This window comes from Allocatelliglobosispora scoriae (genome assembly GCF_014204945.1).
GTDB lineage: Bacteria > Actinomycetota > Actinomycetes > Mycobacteriales > Micromonosporaceae > Allocatelliglobosispora > Allocatelliglobosispora scoriae.
This window is the reverse complement of record NZ_JACHMN010000003.1, coordinates 1716568-1737261: the sequence shown is the minus strand read 5'-3', so window position 1 is coordinate 1737261 and position 20694 is coordinate 1716568. Positions and strand designations below refer to the sequence as shown.

Annotated in this window: 4 protein-coding genes; all 4 read right to left on the bottom strand. The window is 74.2% G+C overall.

Annotated elements, in window-relative coordinates; translation table 11 throughout:
- Nucleotides 1–4 precede the first annotated feature (4 nt).
- The 4 genes from F4553_RS34130 to F4553_RS34115 are packed head-to-tail and all read right to left on the bottom strand — an operon-like array spanning nucleotide 5 to nucleotide 20465.
- Nucleotides 5–4864 (bottom strand): type I polyketide synthase, encoded by a 4860-nt coding sequence (locus tag F4553_RS34130; RefSeq protein WP_184844764.1) that lies wholly within the window; start codon nucleotides 4862–4864, stop codon nucleotides 5–7.
- 3 nt (nucleotides 4865–4867) lie between these two features.
- Complete coding sequence (locus tag F4553_RS34125) at nucleotides 4868–6328, bottom strand: acyltransferase domain-containing protein (RefSeq protein WP_184844761.1); 1461 nt, start codon at nucleotides 6326–6328, stop codon at nucleotides 4868–4870.
- A gap of 33 nt (nucleotides 6329–6361) precedes the next feature.
- Nucleotides 6362–11926, bottom strand: coding sequence for a type I polyketide synthase (locus F4553_RS34120; protein WP_221470864.1), 5565 nt, complete (start codon nucleotides 11924–11926; stop codon nucleotides 6362–6364).
- A gap of 28 nt (nucleotides 11927–11954) precedes the next feature.
- Entirely contained in the window at nucleotides 11955–20465 is an 8511-nt protein-coding gene (locus F4553_RS34115; protein WP_184844755.1) for a type I polyketide synthase, read from the bottom strand.
- Nucleotides 20466–20694: the final 229 nt, after the last annotated feature.

Sequence of the window (20694 nt, the reverse complement as noted above, 5' to 3'; positions counted from 1 at the left end):
GTCCTCATTTCCGGTTGCCGGGACGGGCGGCGCGGCGGCGCCGCTGACCCCGGTCCGAGCTGATGGCGAGCAGGTGTTGGGTGTTGTCCTCACCGGTCTCGGCGCGCTTGAGCGCGGCCGCGAACTCGGCGACGGTCGGGTGTTCGAAGAGCACCGCCGGGGCGATGGGGGTGTCGAGCTCCTTCTCCACGGCGTGGACCATGGCCATGCCGACCAGGGAGTTGCCGCCGAGGTCGAAGAAGGGGTCGTGGACGCCGACCCGGTCGATGCCGAGATAGGCCTGCCAGACACCGGCGATCAGGGTCTCCAGGTCGGAGCGCGGCGCCACGAACTCGGTGCGCAGCTGCGGGCGGGGGAAGCGCTCGCCGCTGGGCAGCGGGCTGCTCGCGCCGACGAGCGCGTCGATGTCGATCATGGCGGACCATTCGCGCAGGGCCTCGCTCATCGGCTGGCGTACCGCGACCACGCTGCCGTGCCCGCTCGCCACCACCCGGTCGAGCAGGGCGCACCCGGCCTCGTCGGCGAAGCCGAACCGCCTGCGGTAGTCACCGGCCCGCTCGGCGAGGCCGCCACCGCTGCCACCGGCCGCGTTGACCTGCCAGTCGTCGTGCAGCCACGGTCCCCACGCGACGGTGACGACCCGGGTCGAGGGCGCGGTCGCCGAGAGCGCGGCGCCGTAGGCGTCGAGCACGGAGTTGGCCGCGCAGTAGTCACCCTCGCCGATGCCGCCGAAGGCGGTGATCGCCGACGAGTAGAGCACCAGCAGCTCCGGCCGCTCCTGCGCCGGGGTGCCGGGGCCGACCAGCTCGGCGAGCGGGCCCATCGCGAGCACCTTCGGCGCGAGAACGGTCTCGGTGGTCCCGAGGGTGCCCCGGGCCACCATGCCGCTCGCGGGCAGGCCGGCGACGTGCACGACGCCGTGCAGCGCGCCGAAGTGCTCCCGGCAGCGCCGCAGCGCCGCGCGGAGCTGGTCGCCCACGCCGACATCGGCGGTGAGCAGCAGCACCTCGACGCCCGCGGCCTCCAGCTCGGCCACGTCACGGCGGCTCTGGACCACGCGGGGGTCGCCGTCGCGGGCGGGATCGAGCAGAGGGGTACGGCTGACGAGCGCGAGCCGCTTCACCCCGGCGCGGACCAGGTGCCGGGCGAGGCCCAGGCCCAGGCCGCGGGTGCCGCCGGTGATGAGGTAGACGCCGTCGGCGCGCCACGTCGGCGTCGGTTCGTCCGATGTGGAGACGATCGCCCAGTCCTGGATCCAGCGCCGTCCGCGCCGCCAGCCGGCGACCGCGCCGTGAGCCTCGACCGGTGCTCCGACCAGCTCATAGGCGAGCTGAGCGGCGGCCGCGGCGATCCCGGCACGCGGCACAGCGGCCGGAACGAGCGGCGTGGTGGACCCGGCGGACGGCGTCCCGGCACGCTGCCCGGCAGCGGTGGCGAGGTCGGCGGGCCGGTCCGTCGCGACGCCGATGACGGCCGGGTCGAGGTCGACGCCGGTCCAGGTCAGTCCCGGGTACTCGTGCTGCGCCACCCGGGACAGCCCGTGCACGCCCGCCCGGTGGGGGGCCGGGATGTCCGCGCCGAGGATCTCGCCGGCGCCCGCGCTGACGGTCAGCAGTCGCACGTCCGGGCGGCCGGGCAGGTCACCGAGCGCCTGGATCGCCAGCAGCAGGCTGCCGACCCCGTCCCGGATCGAGCCGCGCAGCTCCGCATCGCCGGCGAAGGTCCCGTCCTGAGCCGTCGTGAGCAGGCTCCACAGGTGCGCCACGTGCACCGTGCCCCGCCCGTCGAGGCCGGCGAAGGCCTCGCGGTAGTGCTCGGGCACGGTCGGGTCGATGGTGAGGCGGCGGCCGTCGCGGCGCAGCTCGGCACCCGCGACGACCTCCACGACGGACACACCGCTCGCGGCGGCGAGATCGGCGAGGGCCGTGCCGACGCCGTCGCGGTCGGCGAAGACCACCAGCGGTCCCGGCAGGGCGAGTGCCGTGGGCAGGGCGCCGGTGACGGCGTGCCGCCAGGCGGGGGTGTAGCAGATGTCGGCGGGTTCGCCGTGCCGGGCCGCGGCGGCGGGACGAGCGGCGGCCTCGCCCGGCTCCGGCCAGAAGCGGGTCCGCTGGAAGGCGTAGCCCGGCAGCGTGACCGTGCGGCCACGACCGCCGCGCGTCGCCGACCAGTCGACATCGACGCCGAGCTCCCAGAGCCGCCCGCAGGTCGAGAGCAGCTCGTGCCGGGCGTCGGGGCGCTCCCCCGCGCTCCACATCGGCGGCAGGGTGCCGAGGATCGCGCCGCTCGCCGGGCCGGTGAGGTTCTGCCGGGCAAGGCCGCCGAGCGTCTGCCCGGCGCCGAGCTCGACGAAGACGTTGATGCCCTGCTCGGCGCAGTGCCGGACGCCGTCGGCGAACCGGACCGCGCTCACCAGGTGCTCCGCCCAGTAGTCCGAGCTCGTCGCCTGCGCCGCGGTGAGGGTCGCCCCGGTGCGGTTGGAGACGATGTCGATGGCCGGCGCCGAACGCGGCACGGAGTCGATGAGCGCGGCGAGCTTGCCGCGAGCGGGCTCCAGCAGCGACGAGTGGAAGGCGTGCGCGGTACGCAGCGGCTGGCAGGCGATCCCGGACTCGGTGAGCCGGGCGGTGATCGCGGTGATCTCACCGGCGATGCCGCTCAGGACCGTCATCGACGGGCCGTTGAGCGCCGCGATGTCGACCTCGGCGCCGCTGGCGGTGATCGCCGCGCGGACGGTCTGCTCGTCGGCGGCGACCGCGACCATCCGGCCCGCCGGTGCGGCGCTGATCAGCCGGGCTCGCTCGACGACGACGTAGAGGGCGTCCGCGAGCGTGAAGACCCCGGCGAGGCAGGCGCCGACATACTCCCCCAGGCTGTAGCCGACGACCACGTCGGGCGTGACGCCCCAGTGGGCAAGCAGCGTGGCGAGGGCGTATTCGACGGTGAACTGGAACGGGTGGGCGAGCTCCGCCTGGTGCAGCGGGTCGTCCGCCGGTGCCGTGGCGCCCCGGCCGATGAGGGAGGCGAAGTCGGTGGCGGAAACGGCGGCGGCGGCGAACGCCGGGCGCAGGTCCACGCCGCAGCGCTGCTCGACGATCTCGACGCAGCGGTCGACCGCGGCGGCGTAGACGGGCTCGGTGGCGTAGAGCTCCCGGCCGAGGCCGGCGTACTCGTCGCCGATGCCGGGGAGCAGGAAGGCGACCCGCGGCCGGCCCTTCGCGCGGTGGACCCCGGCGCTCGCCGCCGCGTCGGCGAGGCGGCGGATCGCGTCGCCGCGATCGGTGACGGCGACCGCGCGCCGGTGGTCGTGCCCGGCGCGGCCGACGCTGAGCGTGTGCGCGACATCGGTGAGCGCCAGCTCCGGGTGCGCGGCGAGCCAGCCGGAGAGGCGCTCGAGCTGCGACCGCAGTGCTGCCGGGCTCGCGCCGGAGACGGTCAGGGTGTGCGGGCCGTCCACATCAGACTCCGTCGGAGCGGGTACGGGCGGCGCCTCGACGACGAGGTGGGTGTTCGTCCCCGACCACCCGAACGAGCTGACCCCGGCGATGGTCCGGCGGCCGTCGGCGACGAACGGGACGGCTGCCCCGGCGGGTCTGATGGTGCCGTCCGGGGGCACCGCCCCGGCGAGGTCGTTGAGGTGCAGGTTCGACGGGAGCAGGCCGTTCTCCAGGCTGAGCACGGTCTTGATCAGCCCGGCGACTCCGGCCGCCGACTGGGTGTGGCCGATGTTGGTCTTGACGGCGCCGACGTGCAGGGGGCGCTGCGGCGAGCGGCCGCCGAACACGTCGTGCAGCGCGGAGAGCTCGATCGCGTCGCCGAGGTGGGTGCCGGAGCCGTGCGCCTCGACGAAGTCGACGTCGTCGGGCTCGACCTTCGCGGCGATGAGCGCCTGGCGGATCACCTCGACCTGGGCGCTGCGGCTCGGTGCGGTGAGCCCGTTGCTGCGCCCGTCCTGGTTGACGGCGGAGCCGCGCAGGACGCCGCGGATGCGCCGGTTGTTGCGCAGCGCCGAGGAGAGCCGCTCCAGCACGACGATGCCGCCGCCCTCGCCGAGCACGTATCCGTCGGCGCTGCTGTCGAAGGTCTTGCACCGGCCGTCCGGGGAGAGCATCGAGGTGGCGCAGGCGAGCACATAGGTGTCCGGGTGCACGATGAGGAAGGTGCCGGCGGCGACGGCGAGGTCGCACTCCCCGCGCCGCAGTGCCTGGGCCGCCAGGTGTACGCCGACCAGCGACGACGAGCACGCCGTGTCGAGGGTCATCGTGGGTCCGCGGAAGTCGAACTGGTAGGCCAGCCGCCCGGCGGCGACGCTCGCCGAGACGCCCGGACCGAAGTAGGGGTCGGCGGTGACGGTGTCGCCGTAGCGCTCCGTCTCCAGTCGTCCATATTGGACGCTGTCCATGTAGCCGACCATGACGCCGGTGCGGCTGCCCGCGAGCTGCGTCGGCGAGGTGCCCGCGTTCTCCAGGCCCTCCCAGACGAGCTCCATCAGCAGCCGCTGGTGCGGGTCCATCCGCAGCGCCTCCTGCGGGGAGATGCCGAAGAACTCGGCGTCCCAGCCCGCGATGTCGTCGAGGAAGCCGCCGTGCCGGGTGTAGACGCCGCCGACGACGCGCCGGTCGGGGTTGTAGTAGTCGTCGACGTTCCACCGCGACGGCGGCACCTCGACGACCCCGCTGCGGCCGTCGCGCAGCAGGTCCCAGAACTCCTCGACCGTGTCTCCGCCGGGGTAGCGGCAGGCCATGCCGACGATGGCGATGGGCTCGTGCCGGGCCTCGTCCGCCTCGGCGATCCGTCGGCGGGCATCGGTGAGGTCCACCGTCACCCGCTTGAGGTATTCGCGCAGTTTATCCTCGGTCGCCATCGATCAAGCCTTTCCGGAAACAGAGCGGGATTCGTCGGTGAGCGAGGCAGGCTGCGGTGCGCTGCCGTCGGTGGCGAGCCGGAAGCGGCCCTGGTCGAAGCCGGTGTGGGGCGGTGAGGGCTGGTCGAGCACCGTCGGCCAGTCCACCCGCGCTCCGAGGACGTGGGCGCGGGCGGCGGCGGCCACGACCGTGCGCCAGTCGCCGGACTCCCGGTGCAGGGTGCTGCAGGTGGCACCGGCGAGGTCGGCGTCGCGCAGGATGTCGCGGACATCGTCGCCGAGCACCGGATGGGGGCTGACCTCGATGAAGAGGGGGTTGCCGAGCCCCGCGACGGCGGTGACCGCCGCGTCGAAGCGCACCGGCCGGCTCAGGTTCTCCACCCAGTAGCCGGTGGTGAGGTCGGTGCTCGGCAGGATCGCCCCGGCGACCGAGGAGGCGAAGACGACCTCGGTGGCGAGCGGGGTGACCCCGGCCAGGAGCTCGAGCAGCTCGGCGTCGAGCGCATCGATGTGCGGGGTGTGCAGCGCGCAGTCGATCCGGATGCGGCGCAGCGCGACCGTGTCGGCGCAGGCCGCCGCGAACTCGTCGAGCGCCGCCACCTCACCGGCGACGACGGCGCAGGCGGGACCGGCGAAGACGGCGACCCAGAGCCGGTCCGACCAGGGCGCGATCAGCTCGCGCGCCCGGTCCGCCGAGAGCGCGACGACGACCATGCCGCCGGTGCCGCGCAGCCGGGTCAGCGCCTTGCTGCGCAGGGCGACGATCTTCGCACCGTCCTCGAGGGAGAGCGCTCCGGCGACGCAGGCGGCGGCGGTCTCGCCGTGCGAGTGGCCGATGACGGCGGTCGGCTCGACCCCGAGCGAGCGCCACAGCGCGGCGAGGCAGACCATCACGGCGAAGAGCACCGGCTGGATGACGTCGGAGCGGTGCAGCTCGGGCGCTCCGTCCTCCTGGCGCAGCACGTCCAGCACCGACCAGTCGATGTGCTCGGCGAGCGCGCCGTCGCAGCGGCACATCCACTCCCAGAAGACCTCGTTCGTCTCCAGCAGCTCGGCCGCCATCTCCGCCCACTGTGGACCGTGGCCGGGGAAGACGAAGACCGGGCGTACGTCGCCGCCGGCCACACCCTCGGTGACGCCGGGGTGCGCGGCGCCGGCGGCGAGCGCGGTGAACCCGGCGAGCAGCCCGTCGCGGTCGTCGGCGACGACCGCGGCCCGGTGGTCGAGGGCGGTCAGCCGGGACAGCTCGTGCCCGGCCGCGGCGAGATCCTCGACGGAGGCGAGCGCCACGTAGTCGCGCAGGCGCCCGGCCTGAGCGCGCAGCGCCGCCTCCGAGCGCGCCGACAGGACCCAGACCAGCGGTCCCTCGGTCCGGGTACGCCGGCCGGGGGCCGTGCGTACCTGCGGCTCGAGACCGGCGGTGACCACGCTGGGGTCCTCGCCGAGCTCATCGGATGTCGCCATGAATCCTTCTCTCCAAACTCTCCGTCGCCGGGATCAGAACTCGCTGTCGATGAAGGCGAAGATCTCCTCGTCGGAGGCGGAGCCGACCTTGGCCGCGACGGCCTCGGCCTCGACCGCGTCGGCGAGCGACGACGATCCGGCGCCCCAGCGGGCGAGGGTGCTGTGCATGATCGCGATGAGCTTGTCGCGGGTGACGTCGTCGCCGTCCGGCAGGAGCTGGCCGACCCGGTCCAGGCTCGCCCGCAGGGTGTCCTCGGCCGAGGGCGGCGCGGGCGCCAGCGTGCGGTAGAGGTGGCCGGCGAGCGCCGTCACCGTCGGGTGGTCGAAGGCGAGCGTCGCGGGCAGCCGCAGCCCGCTCTCCTGGTCGAGCCGGTTGCGCAGCTCGACCGCCGTGAGCGAGTCGAAGCCCAGCTCGCTGAAGGCCTTGTCCACGTCGACCGCGTCGACGCTCGGGTGGGCCAGCACCGCGGCGACGTGGCCGCGCACCAGGTCGACGAGCATCCGCCGGCCGCCCGCCTCGGGCAGCGCCGAAAGCTTCGCGACGAGCGCCGAGGAGCCCGCCGTCGTGGCCGCTCCGGCCGCCGCGCGCCGGGGCGCCCGGACCAGGCCGCGCAGCACCGGCGGCAGCGCGCCGCCGTCCGCGCGGGCGGCCAGCCCGCCGTTGTCCCACTTCGCGGCGACGAGCAGCGGCTCCGGCGCGTTCAAAGCAAGATCAAAAAGCTCGAGCCCCTGCTGGGTACGCAGCGGCGCGATCCCGGACCGCGCCATCCGGGCAATGTCGGCGCCGGAAAGGGCACCGGCCATGCTCGTCTCGTTGTCCCACAGCCCCCACGCCACCGAGACCGCGGGGAGCCCCTGCTGCCGCCGCAGTGCCGCCAGCCCGTCGAGGACGACGTTCGCCGAGGCGTAGTTGCCCTGACCGGCGTTGCCGAGCACCCCGGCGATGGAGGAGAAGAGCATGAACATCGTCAGCGGCAGGTCGCGGGTGAGCTCGTGCAGGTGCCAGGCGGCGTCGATCTTCGGTCGGAAGACCGTGTCCAACCGCTGCGGCGAGAGCCCCTCCACTGTGGTGTCATCGAGCACGCCGGCCGTGTGCACCACGCCGACGAGCGGCCGGTCGGCCGGGACGGCGGCGAGGAGTGCGGCGAGCGAGGCGCGGTCGGCGACATCGCAGGCGACCACCTCGGCCTGGCCGCCGAGTTCGCCCAGACGGGCGACGAGCTCGGCCGCGCCGGGGCCGGCGGGCCCGCGCCGCGAGGCGAGCACCAGGTGGCGTACCCCGTGGGTGGTGATGAGGTGTTCGGCGACGAGCGCGCCGAGCCCGCCGGTGCCGCCGGTGACGAGCACCGTGCCGTTCGGGTCCAGGACGCCCTCGGCGGCGACGGGTACGTCCCGCTTGGCGAGCCGGGGCGCCAGGACGGCGTCGCCGCGGACCGCGAGCTGCGGTTCGTCGGCCGCGATCGCACCGGCGAGCGCACTCCAGTCGGTGAAGCCCGCCGGCAGGTCGGCGAGGACGAACTTGCCCGGGTGCTCGGCCTGAGCAGCTCGGACGAGGCCCCAGACCGAGGCGCCGACGATGTCGCTCGCGTCGGGTCCGGCCGCGTCGCGGGTGAGGAAGACGAGCTTCGAGGTGGCGAAGCGGGGGTCGGCGATCCAGCGCTGCACCAGCTCCAGCACCCGCCCGGTGACCGTCCGGATCGCGCCCAGGACATCGCCGCCACCCTCCAGGGTGGAGACCGCGACGTAGTCCGGTGCGGGCCGCCCGCCAGTGACGGCTGCCACCAGGGTGTCCAGGTCCGGGAACTCCGCGCTGGCCTGAGGAGTGAGGGAGCGTAGCGACTGAGCCCCGCCAGGCGCGCCAACAGACACTGCGAGGCCGGGCACCAGGGTGCCGATCGAGGCCCAGCGGGCCGCGTCGCCGCCCGGGGCACCGGTGACGGCCGTCCAGTCGAGCCAGTAGGAGACCGGGCCGGTCTCGGTGCTCGCCGCGCTGAGCGACTCGGCCGAGACCGTACGCACCCGGAGCTGGTCGATGCCGAAGACGAGCCCGCCGGATCCGTCGGCGGCCTCGACCGTGACGTCGTCGCCGGACTGGGTGAGGCGCACCCGCAGCACCGAGGCGCCCGAGGCGGCGAGGCGTACGCCCCGGAAGACGAAGGGCAGCCGCAGGGTGCTCGACGCGGCGGTCAGCATCAGCGGGTGGAAGGCGGAGTCGAGCACCGCCGGGTGCAGGCCGAAGCCCTTGATGTCGAGCCCCTCCGGCACGATCACCTCGGCGAAGAGCTCCTCGCCCCGGGACCAGACGCCGGAGATGCCGCGGAAGGCGGGGCCGTACTCGTAGCCCACGTCGGCGAGCGCGCCGTATCCGTCGGCGACATCGATCGCGGTTCCGCCCGTGGGCGGCCAGGTGGCGGCCCACTCGCAGGCGGTCACCGTGGCGGTGGCCGGGACGAGAACGCCGGAGGCGCAGCGGACCCAGCCGCCGTCGCCGGAGCGGGAGAAGACCCGGACCGGGCGCGCGGTGCCGGCTTCACCGCCGTCGATGACGACCTGGACGAAGAGAGAGTCGGTGGGGGGCAGGACCAGCGGCGCCTCGAACATCAGCTCCTCGATGTCGGCGCACCCGACCTGGGCACCCGCCTCGATCAGGATGTCGACGACGGCGGTGCCGGGGACCACGATCGTGCCCGCGACCATGTGGTCGGCGAGCCACGGGAAATCGGCGAGCGAGAGCCGCCCGGTGAGCACGATCCCGCCGGCGTCGCCGACCTCGACCGCCGCACCCAGCATCAGGTGGTCGACGCCGCGCAGGCCGACGGCGGTGACATCGGCACCCCGCGACGGCGGCTCCAGCCAGAAGCGCTCCCGGTCGAAGGCGTAGACGGGCAGGTCGGCGCCGATGCCGGTGCCGGTGCTGAACAGCGCCGCCCAGTCGACGGCGACCCCGGCGACGCAGGCCTTGGCGAGGCCGCTGAAGAGGCCGTCGGGCTCGGCGAGCTGGCGGCGGTGCAGGGCGATGACGGAGGCGTCGGGGACCGAGACGCACTGGGCGGCCATGCCGGAGAGCACGGCGTCCGGCCCCACCTCCAGGTAGGTGCTGACCCCGCGCGACTCGATCTCGGCGATCGTGTCGCGGAACATCACCGCGTGCCGGATCTGCTCGACCCAGTAGGCGGCGTCGGACCAGGTCAGATCGTCGTGGGCGCCGACGAGGTTGGTGACGGCCGGAATACGCGGTGCGGTGAAGGCGACGCTCTTGAGCTCGGTCGCGAACTCGTCGATCATCGGCTCCATCAGCGGCGAGTGGAAGGCGTGGCTGACCGAGAGGCGTCGGGTACGCCGTCCCAGCTCCCGCCAGTGCTCGGCGATCGCGAGGCAGGCCTGCTCGTCGCCGGAGACCACGATGCTGGTCGGCCCGTTGACGGCGGCGATCCCGACCAGCGGCCCGTGCCCGGCGAGGCTCGCCAGCACCTCCGCCTCGGTCGCCTCGATCGCGACCATCGCGCCGGGGGTGTCCAGCGAGTGCATGAGGCGCCCGCGCAGCACGATCAGCCGGGCCGCGTCGGCGAGGGAGAAGACCCCGGCGACGTGGGCGGCGGCGAACTCGCCGACGGAGTGCCCGGCGACGAGGTCCGGGGTGACCCCGATCGAGTCCAGCAGTGCGAAGGCGGCCACCTCGTAGGCGAAAAGGGCGGGCTGGGTGTAGCAGGTCTCGTTGAGCAGCAGCGCGTCCGGGGAGTCCGGGTCGGCCCACATCACCTCGCGCAGCGGCCGGTCGAGGTGGGCGTCGATCGCGTCGCAGGCCTCGTCGAGGGCGGCGGCGAAGACGGGGAAGGCGGCGTAGAGCTCGCGCCCCATCCCGATCCGCTGGCCGCCCTGGCCGGTGAAGAGGAAGGCCGCCTTCGACTTCTCCCGGGCGCTGCCCGCGACCACCTCGGCGGTCGGCGCGTCGCGCAGGTAGTCGCCGAGGTTCGCCAGCAGGCTCTCCCGGTCGTGGCCGAGGATGATCGCCCGCTGCTTGAACAGCGCCCGGCTGGTGGCGAGGGAGTAGGCGACGTCCACCGGCCGGACCGTCTCGTCGGCGGTGGCGAAGGCGTGCAGGCGGCTAGCCTGCTCCCGCAGCGACTGCTCGCTGCGGGCGCTGACGACCCAGGCCACCGGCCCGGTGTGGTCGAAGGGCGGCGCGTCGACGAGCGGGCTCAGCGGCTCCGGTCCCTCCTCCAGGATCACGTGGGCGTTGGTGCCGCTGATGCCGAAGGAGGAGATGCCGGAGCGACGCGGCCGACCGTGGCGGGTCCACTCGCGGGCCTCGTTGAGCAGGCGTACGGAGCCGGCGGACCAGTCCACGTGTGTGGTGGGCTCGTCGGCGTGCAGGGTCGGCGGCATCACGCCCCGCCGCATCCCCTCGACCATCTTGATGACACCGGCGATCCCGGCGGTCGCCTGGGTGTGGCCGATGTTGGACTTCACCGAGCCGAGCCAGAGCGGCTGGTCGGCGAGGCGGTTGTGGCCGTAGGTCGCGATCAGGGCCTGCGCCTCGATCGGGTCGCCGAGCGTGGTGCCGGTGCCGTGGCCCTCGACCACGTCGACATCGCGGGTGTCGAGCCCGGCGTCGGCGAGCGCCTGCCGGATCACCCGCTCCTGCGCGGGGCCGTTGGGTGCGGTCATGCCGTTGCTGCGGCCGTCCTGGTTGACGGCGCTGCCCCGGATCACGGCGAGGATGCGGCGGCCGTTGCGCTGCGCGTCCGACAGGCGCTCCAGCAGCAGCGTGCCGACCCCCTCGGACCAGGCGGCACCGGCGGCCGACGAGGAGAAGGCCCGGCAGCGGCCGTCGGGCGAGAGCGCGTGCTGGCGGCAGAACTCCACATAGGAGTCCGGGGTGGCGAGCAGCGTCGAGGCACCGGCGATGGCGAGGGAGCACTCCCCGTTGCGCAGCGCCTGCACGGCGAGGTGCATCGCGACCAGCGACGACGAGCACGCGGTGTCGAGCGTGACGGCCGGGCCCTCGAGGCCGAAGAGGTAGGAGACGCGGCCGGAGAGCACGCTCGGCGCGCTGGAGACGAGGAGCACGCCCTCCAGCCCGGCCGGGGCGGCGCCGTTGAAGCGCATCGCGTAGTCGTTGTACATGATGCCCGCGAAGACACCGGTGCGGCTGCCCTGGACCGAGGTCGGGTCGATGCCGGCCCGCTCGAACGCCTCCCACGTGGTCTCCAGGAAGAGGCGGTGCTGCGGGTCGGTGGCGAGCGCGCCGCGCGGGCTCATCTCGAAGAACCCGGCGTCGAAGTCGCCGGCGTCGTAGAGGAAGCCGCCGTGGCGCGTGTAGGACTTGCCCTGCGCCTCCGGGTCCGGGTCGTAGAGCCCTTCCAGGTCCCAGCCGCGATCGGTCGGGAAGGGGCCGATCGCGTCCACCTTGGACTCGATCAGATCCCACAGACCGTCGGGCGACGTGACCCCGCCGGGGAACCGGCACCCCATGCCGATGATGGCGATGGGCTCGTGGCGGCTCTCCTCCACCTCGGCGATCCGACGGCGGGCCTCGGTCAGGTCCACCGTCACACGCTTGAGGTACTCGCGCAGTTTGTCCTCGGTCGCCATCAGTCAAGCCTTTCGGGAATCAGTACCGGACTCAGATTTGGTTGTCGATGAAGGCGAAGATCTCGTCGTCCGAAGCCGACCGGATCCTGTCCTGCACGGTGGTCGCACCGGCCGGACCGGCCTCCAGCCGTGCCAACGTGCTGTGCAGGATCGCGATGACCTTGCCGCGGGTCGCGTCGTCGTGGTGCGGCAGCGCCAGGGCCACCTGATCCAGGCTCGCCCGCAGCGCCTCGTCGGGTGACTGCGGCGCCGGGACCAGGGTGCGGAAGAGGAAGTCCGAGAGCCCCGCGACCGTCGGGTAGTCGAAGGCGAGCGTGGCGGGCAGTCGCAGCCCGCACGCGGCGTCGAGGCGGTTGCGCAGCTCGACCGCGGTGAGGGAGTCGAAGCCCAGCTCGCTGAAGGCGCGGTCCGCATTGACCCCGTCGACGCTGGCATAGCCGAGGACCGCCGCCACCTGGGTGCGCACCAGGTCCACCAGGACGAGGCGGGCGTCCGCCGGTGCCAGCGAGGTGAGGCGGGCGACGAGCTCCGCCGCTCCCCCGCCGCTCGTGGCGGCCGCCGGACGGGACGTCGCGGTGTCGGCGCGGCGCGGTGCGCGTACCAGGCTGCGGAGCATGGGCGTGAGCAGGTCGGACTCGGCGCGCGCCCGCAGGCCCGCGTTGTCCCAGCGGCTCGCGACCACCACCGCGTCGGGTGAGGCGAGCGCGGCATCGAGGAGGTCGAGACCCTGCTCGGAGCTGAGCGGCGCGATGCCGGAGCGGCCGAGCCGGGCCACGTCCGCGTCGTCGAGGCCGCCGGTCATGGAGGTCGCGGTGGCCCACAGGCCCCACGCGATCGAGGTCGCGGGCAGGCCCAGGCCGTGGCGGTGCTCGGCGAGGCCGTCGAGGAAGACGTTGGCGGCGGCGTAGTTGCCCTGGCCCGGGTTGCCGAGCACGCCGGCGATCGAGGAGAAGAGGACGAAGAGCTTCAGCGGCAGGTCGCGGGTCTGCTCGTGCAGCAGCCAGCCCGCGTCGACCTTGGGGCGGAAGACCGAGTCGATCCGCTGCGCGGAGAGCCCCTGCACGGTGGCGTCGTCGAGGATGCCCGCCGCGTGCACGACGCCGGTGAGCGGGTGCTCGGCCGGGATCGCGGCGAGGAGCTTCGCGAGCGCTCGCCGGTCGGCGACGTCGCAGGCGGCGATCGTGACCGACGCGCCCAGCTCGGATAGCACGGTGACCAGCTCGTCCGCGCCCGGCGTCGCCGCGCCCCGGCGGGAGGTGAGCAGCAGGTGCCGGACGCCGTGGCGCTCTACCAGCCGCTGCGCGACGAGCGCGCCCAGGCCGCCGGTCCCGCCGGTCACCAGGACCGTGCCCGCGGGGTCCACCTCGGTGGCGACGGCGTCGGCCGGGAGGTCGCGGCGGGCCAGCCGCGGCACCCGTACCCCGCCGTCACGGGCGACGAGCTGCGTCTCCCCCGCATCCATCGCGGCGGCGGCGAGGCCCCAGTTGCAGTCGCCCTCGTCGAGGTCGAGCAGCGCGAAGCGGCCGGGGTGCTCCACCTGCGCGGCCCGGACGAGTCCCCACAGTGGAGCGTGCGCCAGCCCGTCGGTCGTCAACGGGGTGTCGAAGGCGCCCCGGGTGGCGAAGACGAGCCTGCTGCCGGTGAAGCGGTCGTCGCCGACCCACGCCTGGAGCAGGTCGATGACGGGGTAGATCCCCTCGCGCACCGAGTAGGCCAGGTCGTCGGGGTCGATCTCGGGCGTGTAGGCGACGACGACGGTGCCCGGCACGTCGCCCGCGGTCATGTCGGCGAGCGACGGCAGGTCGTAGTAGACGGCGATGTCGAGGCCGGCCTTCGTCAGCGAGGCGCCGAGCCCGTCGGCCGAACCGTCGCCGACGACGAGCGCCCAGCGCTGCCCGGCGAGATCGGTCTCGGGCAGCGACAGGTCGGTCCAGTCGATCGCGTAGGGCACCGCCTGGCCGCGCGGGCGCAGGGCACCGCTGCGGCGGGGAACCCGGAGCAGGGTGAGCGCCTCGGCGGTCGCGACCGGCTGCCCGGCGGAGTCGTGGATGGTGAGGCCGACCCGGTCCTCGCCCGAGCCGGTCAGCCGCACCCGCAGCGACTGCGCGCCGCGAGCCGCGACGTGCACGCCGCTCCAGTGGAACGGCAGCAGCAGCGACCCGTCGCCCGCATCGGCGAGTCCGGTGAGGACGAGCAGGTGCAGTGCCGCGTCGAGCAGCGCCGGGTGCAGCGTGAAGAGGTCCGCGTCGTCGCGCACGGCGGCCGGGAGCTCGACCTCGACATAGGCGTCGGTCTCCGTCCGCCATGCGCCGACGAGTCCCTGGAAGGCGGGGCCGTACTCGTAGCCGCCCTCGGCGAGCTGCTCGTAGGCATCGTCGAGGTAGACCGGGACGGCGTCGGCGGGGGGCCATTCGCCGCCGGTCGCGAGGTGCGCGGGGGCGGCGGTGCCCAGCGTGCCGGTCGCGTGGCGCGTCCACCCGCCCTCGGGGTCGTCGGCGGGTCGGGCGAAGACGGTGATGCTGCGGCGGCCCTCGTCGTCGGCGCCGACGGTGAGCTGCACCTGGACCGCACCGGTCTCGGGGAGCACCAGCGGCGCTTCGAGCGTCAGCTCCTCGATCAGGTCGCAGCCCGCCACCGTCGCGGCCTCCAGGGCCAGCTCGACGAAGGCCGTGCCGGGCAGCAGCACCGAGCCGTCGACCGCGTGGTCGGTCAGCCACGGCGTCGCGCCCCGGGAGATCCGACCCGTGAGCAGGTGTCCCCCGCCCTCGGCGAGGGGCACGACGGCACCGAGCAGCGGGTGCCCGGAGGTGGTCAGGCCGCTGGCCGACACGTCGGCGGCGGTGTCGCCCTCGATCCAGTAGCGGCGGTGCTCGAAGGGGTATGTCGGCAGGTCGATGTCGCGGCGGGCCGCCGGGGCGAGCGCGGCCGACCAGTCCACGGGCGCGCCGAGGACGAAGGCCTGGCTCGCCGAGGTGAGGAACCGGCGCCAGCCGCCGTCGCCGCGCCGCAGCGAGCCGACGGAGTCGCCGGGGTCGCCCGCGTCGCGCAGGGTGTCCTGCACGTGGCCGGTGAGCGCCGGATGCGGGCTCGCCTCGATGAAGAGCGGTGTTCCCCGGCCGGCGAAGGTCCGGATCGCGTCCTCGAACTGCACCGGGTGGCGCAGGCTGCGGTACCAGTAGTCGGCCGTCAGCTCCGAGGTCTCGATGAACCGGCCCTCCATGGCGGAGCAGAAGCCGACTTCCGTGGTGTGCGGCGCGACACCGGCGAGGACATCGAGCAGCTCGTCGTGGAGCGACTCGATGTGCGGGGTGTGCGAGGCGTAATCCACCGGCAGGCGGCGGACCTGCACCGACTCGTCGCAGGCGGCCGCGAACTCGTCCAGCGCGTCCGGGTCACCGGCGATCACCGTGCTCGTCGGTCCGTTGTGGATCGCCACCCAGAGCCGCTGCGACCACGGCGCCAGCATCTCCTCGACGCGGGCGGCGGGCAGCGCCACCGCGGTCATGCCGCCGGAGCCGGTGAGCCGCATCAGCATCCGGCTGCGCAGCGCCACGATCCGGGCACCGTCCTGCAGGGAGAGCGCGCCGCTGACACAGGCGGCGGCGATCTCGCCCTGCGAGTGGCCGATCACCGACGCGGGCTCGACGCCGAGCTCGCGCCAGAGCGCCGCGAGCGACATCATCACCGCGAAGAGCACCGGCTGCACGACCTCGGAGCCGTCCAGCGCGGGCGCGCCGTCGGTCCCCCGCAGCACGTCCACGACGGACCAGGGGGTGTACGCCCTCAGCGCCGCGTCGCACCGCAGCAGCTCCGCCCGGAAGCCCGGGTGGCCGTCCATGAGTTCCACGGCCATCCCGGCCCACTGCGAACCCTGCCCGGGGAAGACGAAGACCGGGCGCAGATCGGTGCCCGCGACCCCCTCGGTGAGGCTCGGGTGCCCGGTGCCCTCGGCCAGCGCGGCGAGGGCGGCGAGCAGCTCGTCGCGGTCCCCGGCGACCACCACGGCCCGGTGCTCGAAACGGGTACGCCGGGCCAGCTCGACGGCGGCGGCGGGGAGGTCTTCGGCCGGCGTACACATCGCGAAGTCGTGCAGTTGACCTGCCTGCGCGCGCAGCGCGGCGGACGAGCGGGCCGAGAGCACCCAGACGAGCGGCCCGGTCTCGCCGACGGGAGCCGGACCGGGCTCGGCGGCGGGCGCCTGCTCCAGGATGAGGTGCGCGTTGGTGCCGCTGATGCCGAAGCTGGAGACACCGGCCCGGATCGTGCGGCCGGGGGCGATCGCGACGGGCTTGGTGAGCAGCGCGACCGCACCGCCGCTCCAGTCGACGTGCGGGGTGGATTCGTCGGCGTGCAGGGTGGCCGGGAGGACGCCGTGGCGCATCGCCAGCACCATCTTGATCACGCCGCCGACGCCCGCCGCGGCCTGGGTGTGGCCGATGTTGGACTTCAGGGAGCCGAGCCAGAGCGGCTGGTCGGCGGGGCGGTCCTGGCCATAGGTGGCGAGCAGCGCCTGCGCCTCGATCGGGTCGCCGAGCTTCGTGCCGGTGCCGTGCGCCTCCACCACGTCGACATCCCGCGGCGAGAGCCGGGCGTCGGCGAGCGCCTGCCGGATCACCCGCTCCTGGGCGGGGCCGTTGGGTGCGGTCATGCCGTTGCTACGGCCGTCCTGATTGACGGCGCTGCCCCGGATCACGGCGAGGATCTGGTGGCCGTTGCGCTGCGCGTCGGAGCGGCGCTCCAGCAGCAGCATCCCGGCGCCCTCGCCCCAGCCGGTGCCGTCGGCGTCGGCGCCGAAGGCCTTGCAGCGGCCGTCGACGGCGAGGCCGCCCTGGCGGGAGAACTCGACGAACATGCCGGGCGTCGACATCACGGTGACGCCACCGGCGAGCGCGAGGGTGCACTCGCCGCGGCGCAGCGCCTGCACGGCGAGGTGGATCGCGACGAGCGACGACGAGCACGCGGTGTCGACGGTGAGCGCCGGTCCTTCGAGGCCGAGCGTGTAGGCGATGCGCCCGGAGGCGACGCTGAGCGCGGTGCCGGTGAGCAGGTGTCCGTCGACCGCCCCGCCGGCCTGGTGCAGGCGGGGGCCGTAGTCCGAGGCCATCGCGCCGACGAAGACGCCGGTCGAGCTGCCGCGCAGCGACTCGTGGTCGATCCCGGCCCGCTCGACCGTCTCCCAGCAGATCTCCAGCAGGAGCCGCTGCTGCGGATCCATCGCGGACGCCTCGCGCGGGCTGATGCCGAAGAATCCGGCGTCGAACTGGTCGGCGTCGCGCAGGAAGCCGCCGCGCCGGGTGTCGCTGGTGCCGGAACGCTCGGGACCGGTCGCGAAGAGCGCGTCCACGTCCCAGCCGCGGTTGACCGGGAAGTCGCCGATCGCCTCGGCACCGCTGCCGACCAGCGCCCACAGGTCCTCGGGCGTCAGCACGTCGCCGGGGTAGCGGCAGCCCATCGCGACCACGACGATCGGATCGCCGTCAGCATCCACAGTGGACCGCGCTGCGGTCGCGGTCCCGCCCGCCGTGCGGTTGCCCAGGGCGAGCAGGTGGTCGGTGACCTGGTCGGGGGTCGGGTAGTCGAAGAGCAGGCCGGTCGGGAGGGCGAGGCCGGTCGCGGCGCGGAGCCGGTTGCGCAGCTCGATCGCGGTCGCCGAGTCGACGCCGAGCTCCTTGAAGGCGGCTCCGTTCGTGATGGCTCGCGCGTCGGCGTGGCCCAGCGCGGAGGCGGTCGTCGCGAGCACGAGGTCGCGCAGCTCGCGGCGGGACCGGGTCGGCGCCGGCTGCTCGCTCTCCACCGGCTCCGCGACGGCGGAGGCCGCCCCGCGGCGCGCCGGAGCCGCCTCGCCCGGCTGGGTCAGCCAGTGGCGCTGCCGCTGGAAGGGGTAGGTGGGCAGGTCGATCAGCGTCTGCCGGTCGACCGGTGCCGTCCTGTCCCAGGCGACGGTCGCACCGGCCGCATAGGCCTCGGCGAGCGAGCGGTCGAACTGGTCCGGGCCGCCGAGGTTGCGGCGCAGCGTGCCGACGACGGCGGCATCGCGCTCGGCCTCCTCGATCGTCTCCTGCAGCGCGGCGACGAGCCCCGGGTGCGGGCTGCACTCGACGAAGAGCCCGCAGCCCAGCTCCAGTGCGACCTGGGTCGCCTGCCAGAAGCGGACGGGGTTGCGCAGGCTGCGGAACCAGTAGTCGGCGTCGAGCCGCGCGGTGTCGATCGGCTCGCCGGTGAGCGTCGAGAGGAAGAGGGTCTCGGTCGAGACCGGCCGGATCGGCGCGAGCGCCACCCGCAGCTCGTCGCGGATCTGCTCGACGGCGACGGAGTGCGACGCGTAGTCCACCGGGACGATCCGGGTGCGGTGATCGGCGGCGGTGAACTCCCGCTCCAACTCCGCGAGGGCGGCAGTGGTGCCGGAGACGACGATCCCGCGCGACCCGTTGTAGGCGGCGACGGTCGCATCCGGCGCGAGCCGCCCGACCGCCGCCTCGACCACGTCGATCGGCGCGGCGACGGACATCATCCCGCCGCTGCCGGCGATCGCGTTGATGGCGCGGCTGCGCAGGGCCACCACCCGCGCGCCGTCGGCGAGCGAGAGCGCGCCGGACACCGTCGCCGCGGCGATCTCACCCTGCGAGTGCCCGATGACGACCTCGGGGTGTACGCCACGGGCCCGCCACAGCTCCGCGAGCGACACCATGACGGCCCAGAGCGCGGGCTGGACGACGTCGACGCGGGCGAAGTCCGGCGTACCGGGCCTGCCCCGCAGCACGTCGAGGAGCGAATAGTCCACGAAGGCGGAGAGCGCCTCGTCGCAGGCGGTGAGCCGCGCGGCGAACTCCGGCGAGGTGTCGAGCAGGTCGCGGGCCATCTCCGGCCACTGCGAACCCTGCCCGGGGAAGACGAAGACGGTGCGGCCGCGGGTGGCGGAGCCGATGATCGCCCGGCTGTCGGGCTGCCCGGCGGCGAGGGAGGCGAGGCTGGCGGTCCGGTCGGCGAGGTCCCCGCCGACGACGACCGCCCGGTGCTCGAGCTCGGCCCGGGTGTGCAGCAGTGCCAGCGCGATGTCGGGTGTCGTGAGGTCGGGCGACGCGGTGAGGTGCTCGTGCAGGCGCCGGGCCTGAGCGCGCAGTGCCGGTGCCGACCGGGCCGAGAGCACCCACGGCAGGTCCGGCCTGCCCGTGACCGGCCGCGCCGACGGGGCCGCTGGCGGCGCCGCCTCGGGGGCGGGCGGCGCACCGATCACGAGGTGGCAGTTGGTGCCGCCCATGCCGAAGGAGCTGACGCCGGCGATCCGGCTGCGCCCCGGCCACGGCTGGGTCTCCTGGACGACCCGCAGCCGCAGCTCGTCGAGGGGGATCTCCGGGTTGGGCCGGGCGAAGCCGACGGTCGCCGGCACCTCGCCGTGCTTGAGGCTCAGCACCACCTTGAGCAGCCCGGCGATGCCCGCCGCGCCCTCCAGGTGGCCGATGTTGGTCTTCACCGAGCCCACCAGCAACGGCTGCTTCGCCGGGCGCCCCGCACCGAGGGCCGCGCCGAGCGCCGCCGCCTCGATCGGGTCGCCGACCTTCGTGCCCGTGCCGTGCAGCTCCACGTACGCCACATCGGACGGCGTGACCCCCGCCTGCGCGCAGGCCTGCTCGATGACATCCTGCTGCGCCTGCCGGCTCGGGGAGGTGAGCCAGTCGCCGCCGCCGTCGTTGTTGACCGCGCCGCCGAGGATCACGCCGTGCACGATGTCGCCGTCGCGCAGCGCTGCGCTCAGCGGCTTGAGGACGATGAGGGCGCCGCCCTCACCGCGTACGTATCCGTTGGCGCGCTCGTCGAAGACGTGGCACCGGCCGTCGGCGGAGAGCGCGCCGAAACGCCCGATCGCGGCGGTCGTCTCGGCGAGGAGGTTGAGGTTGACGCCGCCCGCGAGCGCGAGCCCGCTCTCGCCGCGGCGCAGGCTCTCGCACGCCATCTGCACGGCGACGAGGGACGACGACTGTCCGGTGTCGAGGGTGAGGCTCGCACCGCGCAGACCGAGGACGTAGGAGACCCGGTTGGCGATGATCGCCCGGTGGGTGCCGGTGTAGGAGTGCGCACCACCCGTGCCGAGGCGGTCCTGCATCGCGGCGTAGTCGCCCGCGATGGCACCGATGAAGACGCCCGCGCTGGTCCCCCGCAGCCCGGCGGGGACGATGCGGGCCTGCTCCAGGGCCTCCCAGGCGAGTTCGAGGACGAGGCGCTGCTGCGGGTCCATCGCGGCCGCCTCGTTGGGCGAGATGCCGAAGAACCCGGCGTCGAAGCGGTCCACCTCGTCGAGGAAGCCGCCCCGGCGGTAGTCCGGCACGATCTCCCGCGACCAGCGCTCCTCGGCGGCCTCGGTCACCGCGTCGACGCCGCCGCGCAGCAGCCGCCAGAACGCGGCCGGGTCACCGGCCTGCGGCAGCCGGCACGCCATGCCGACGATGGCGATCGGCTCCCCCGTCGCCGCGGGGCGTGCGCCGATCACCGTCCGGGCACCGTCCTTCGACGCCGTCCCGGCTCGCTGGGCCTTCTCGCCAACCATCGCTGTCGCCACCTCAGGCTTCGCCGTCTTGCGGGTCTGGGTCTGTTCCGCGTTACGCAATTGGCACCCGGCCATTGAATTCACGATTGCGTGGGAATCGTGAACGGCTGAGTGCGGAATGCTATTGAACAGAGCACCAGCAACGCGAACGACTGTCAATCCATCAAGGACGGTCGGAGCGGTGGCGACTAACGACGTAAACAACATGCCATCGCGCGGCCTTGACGAT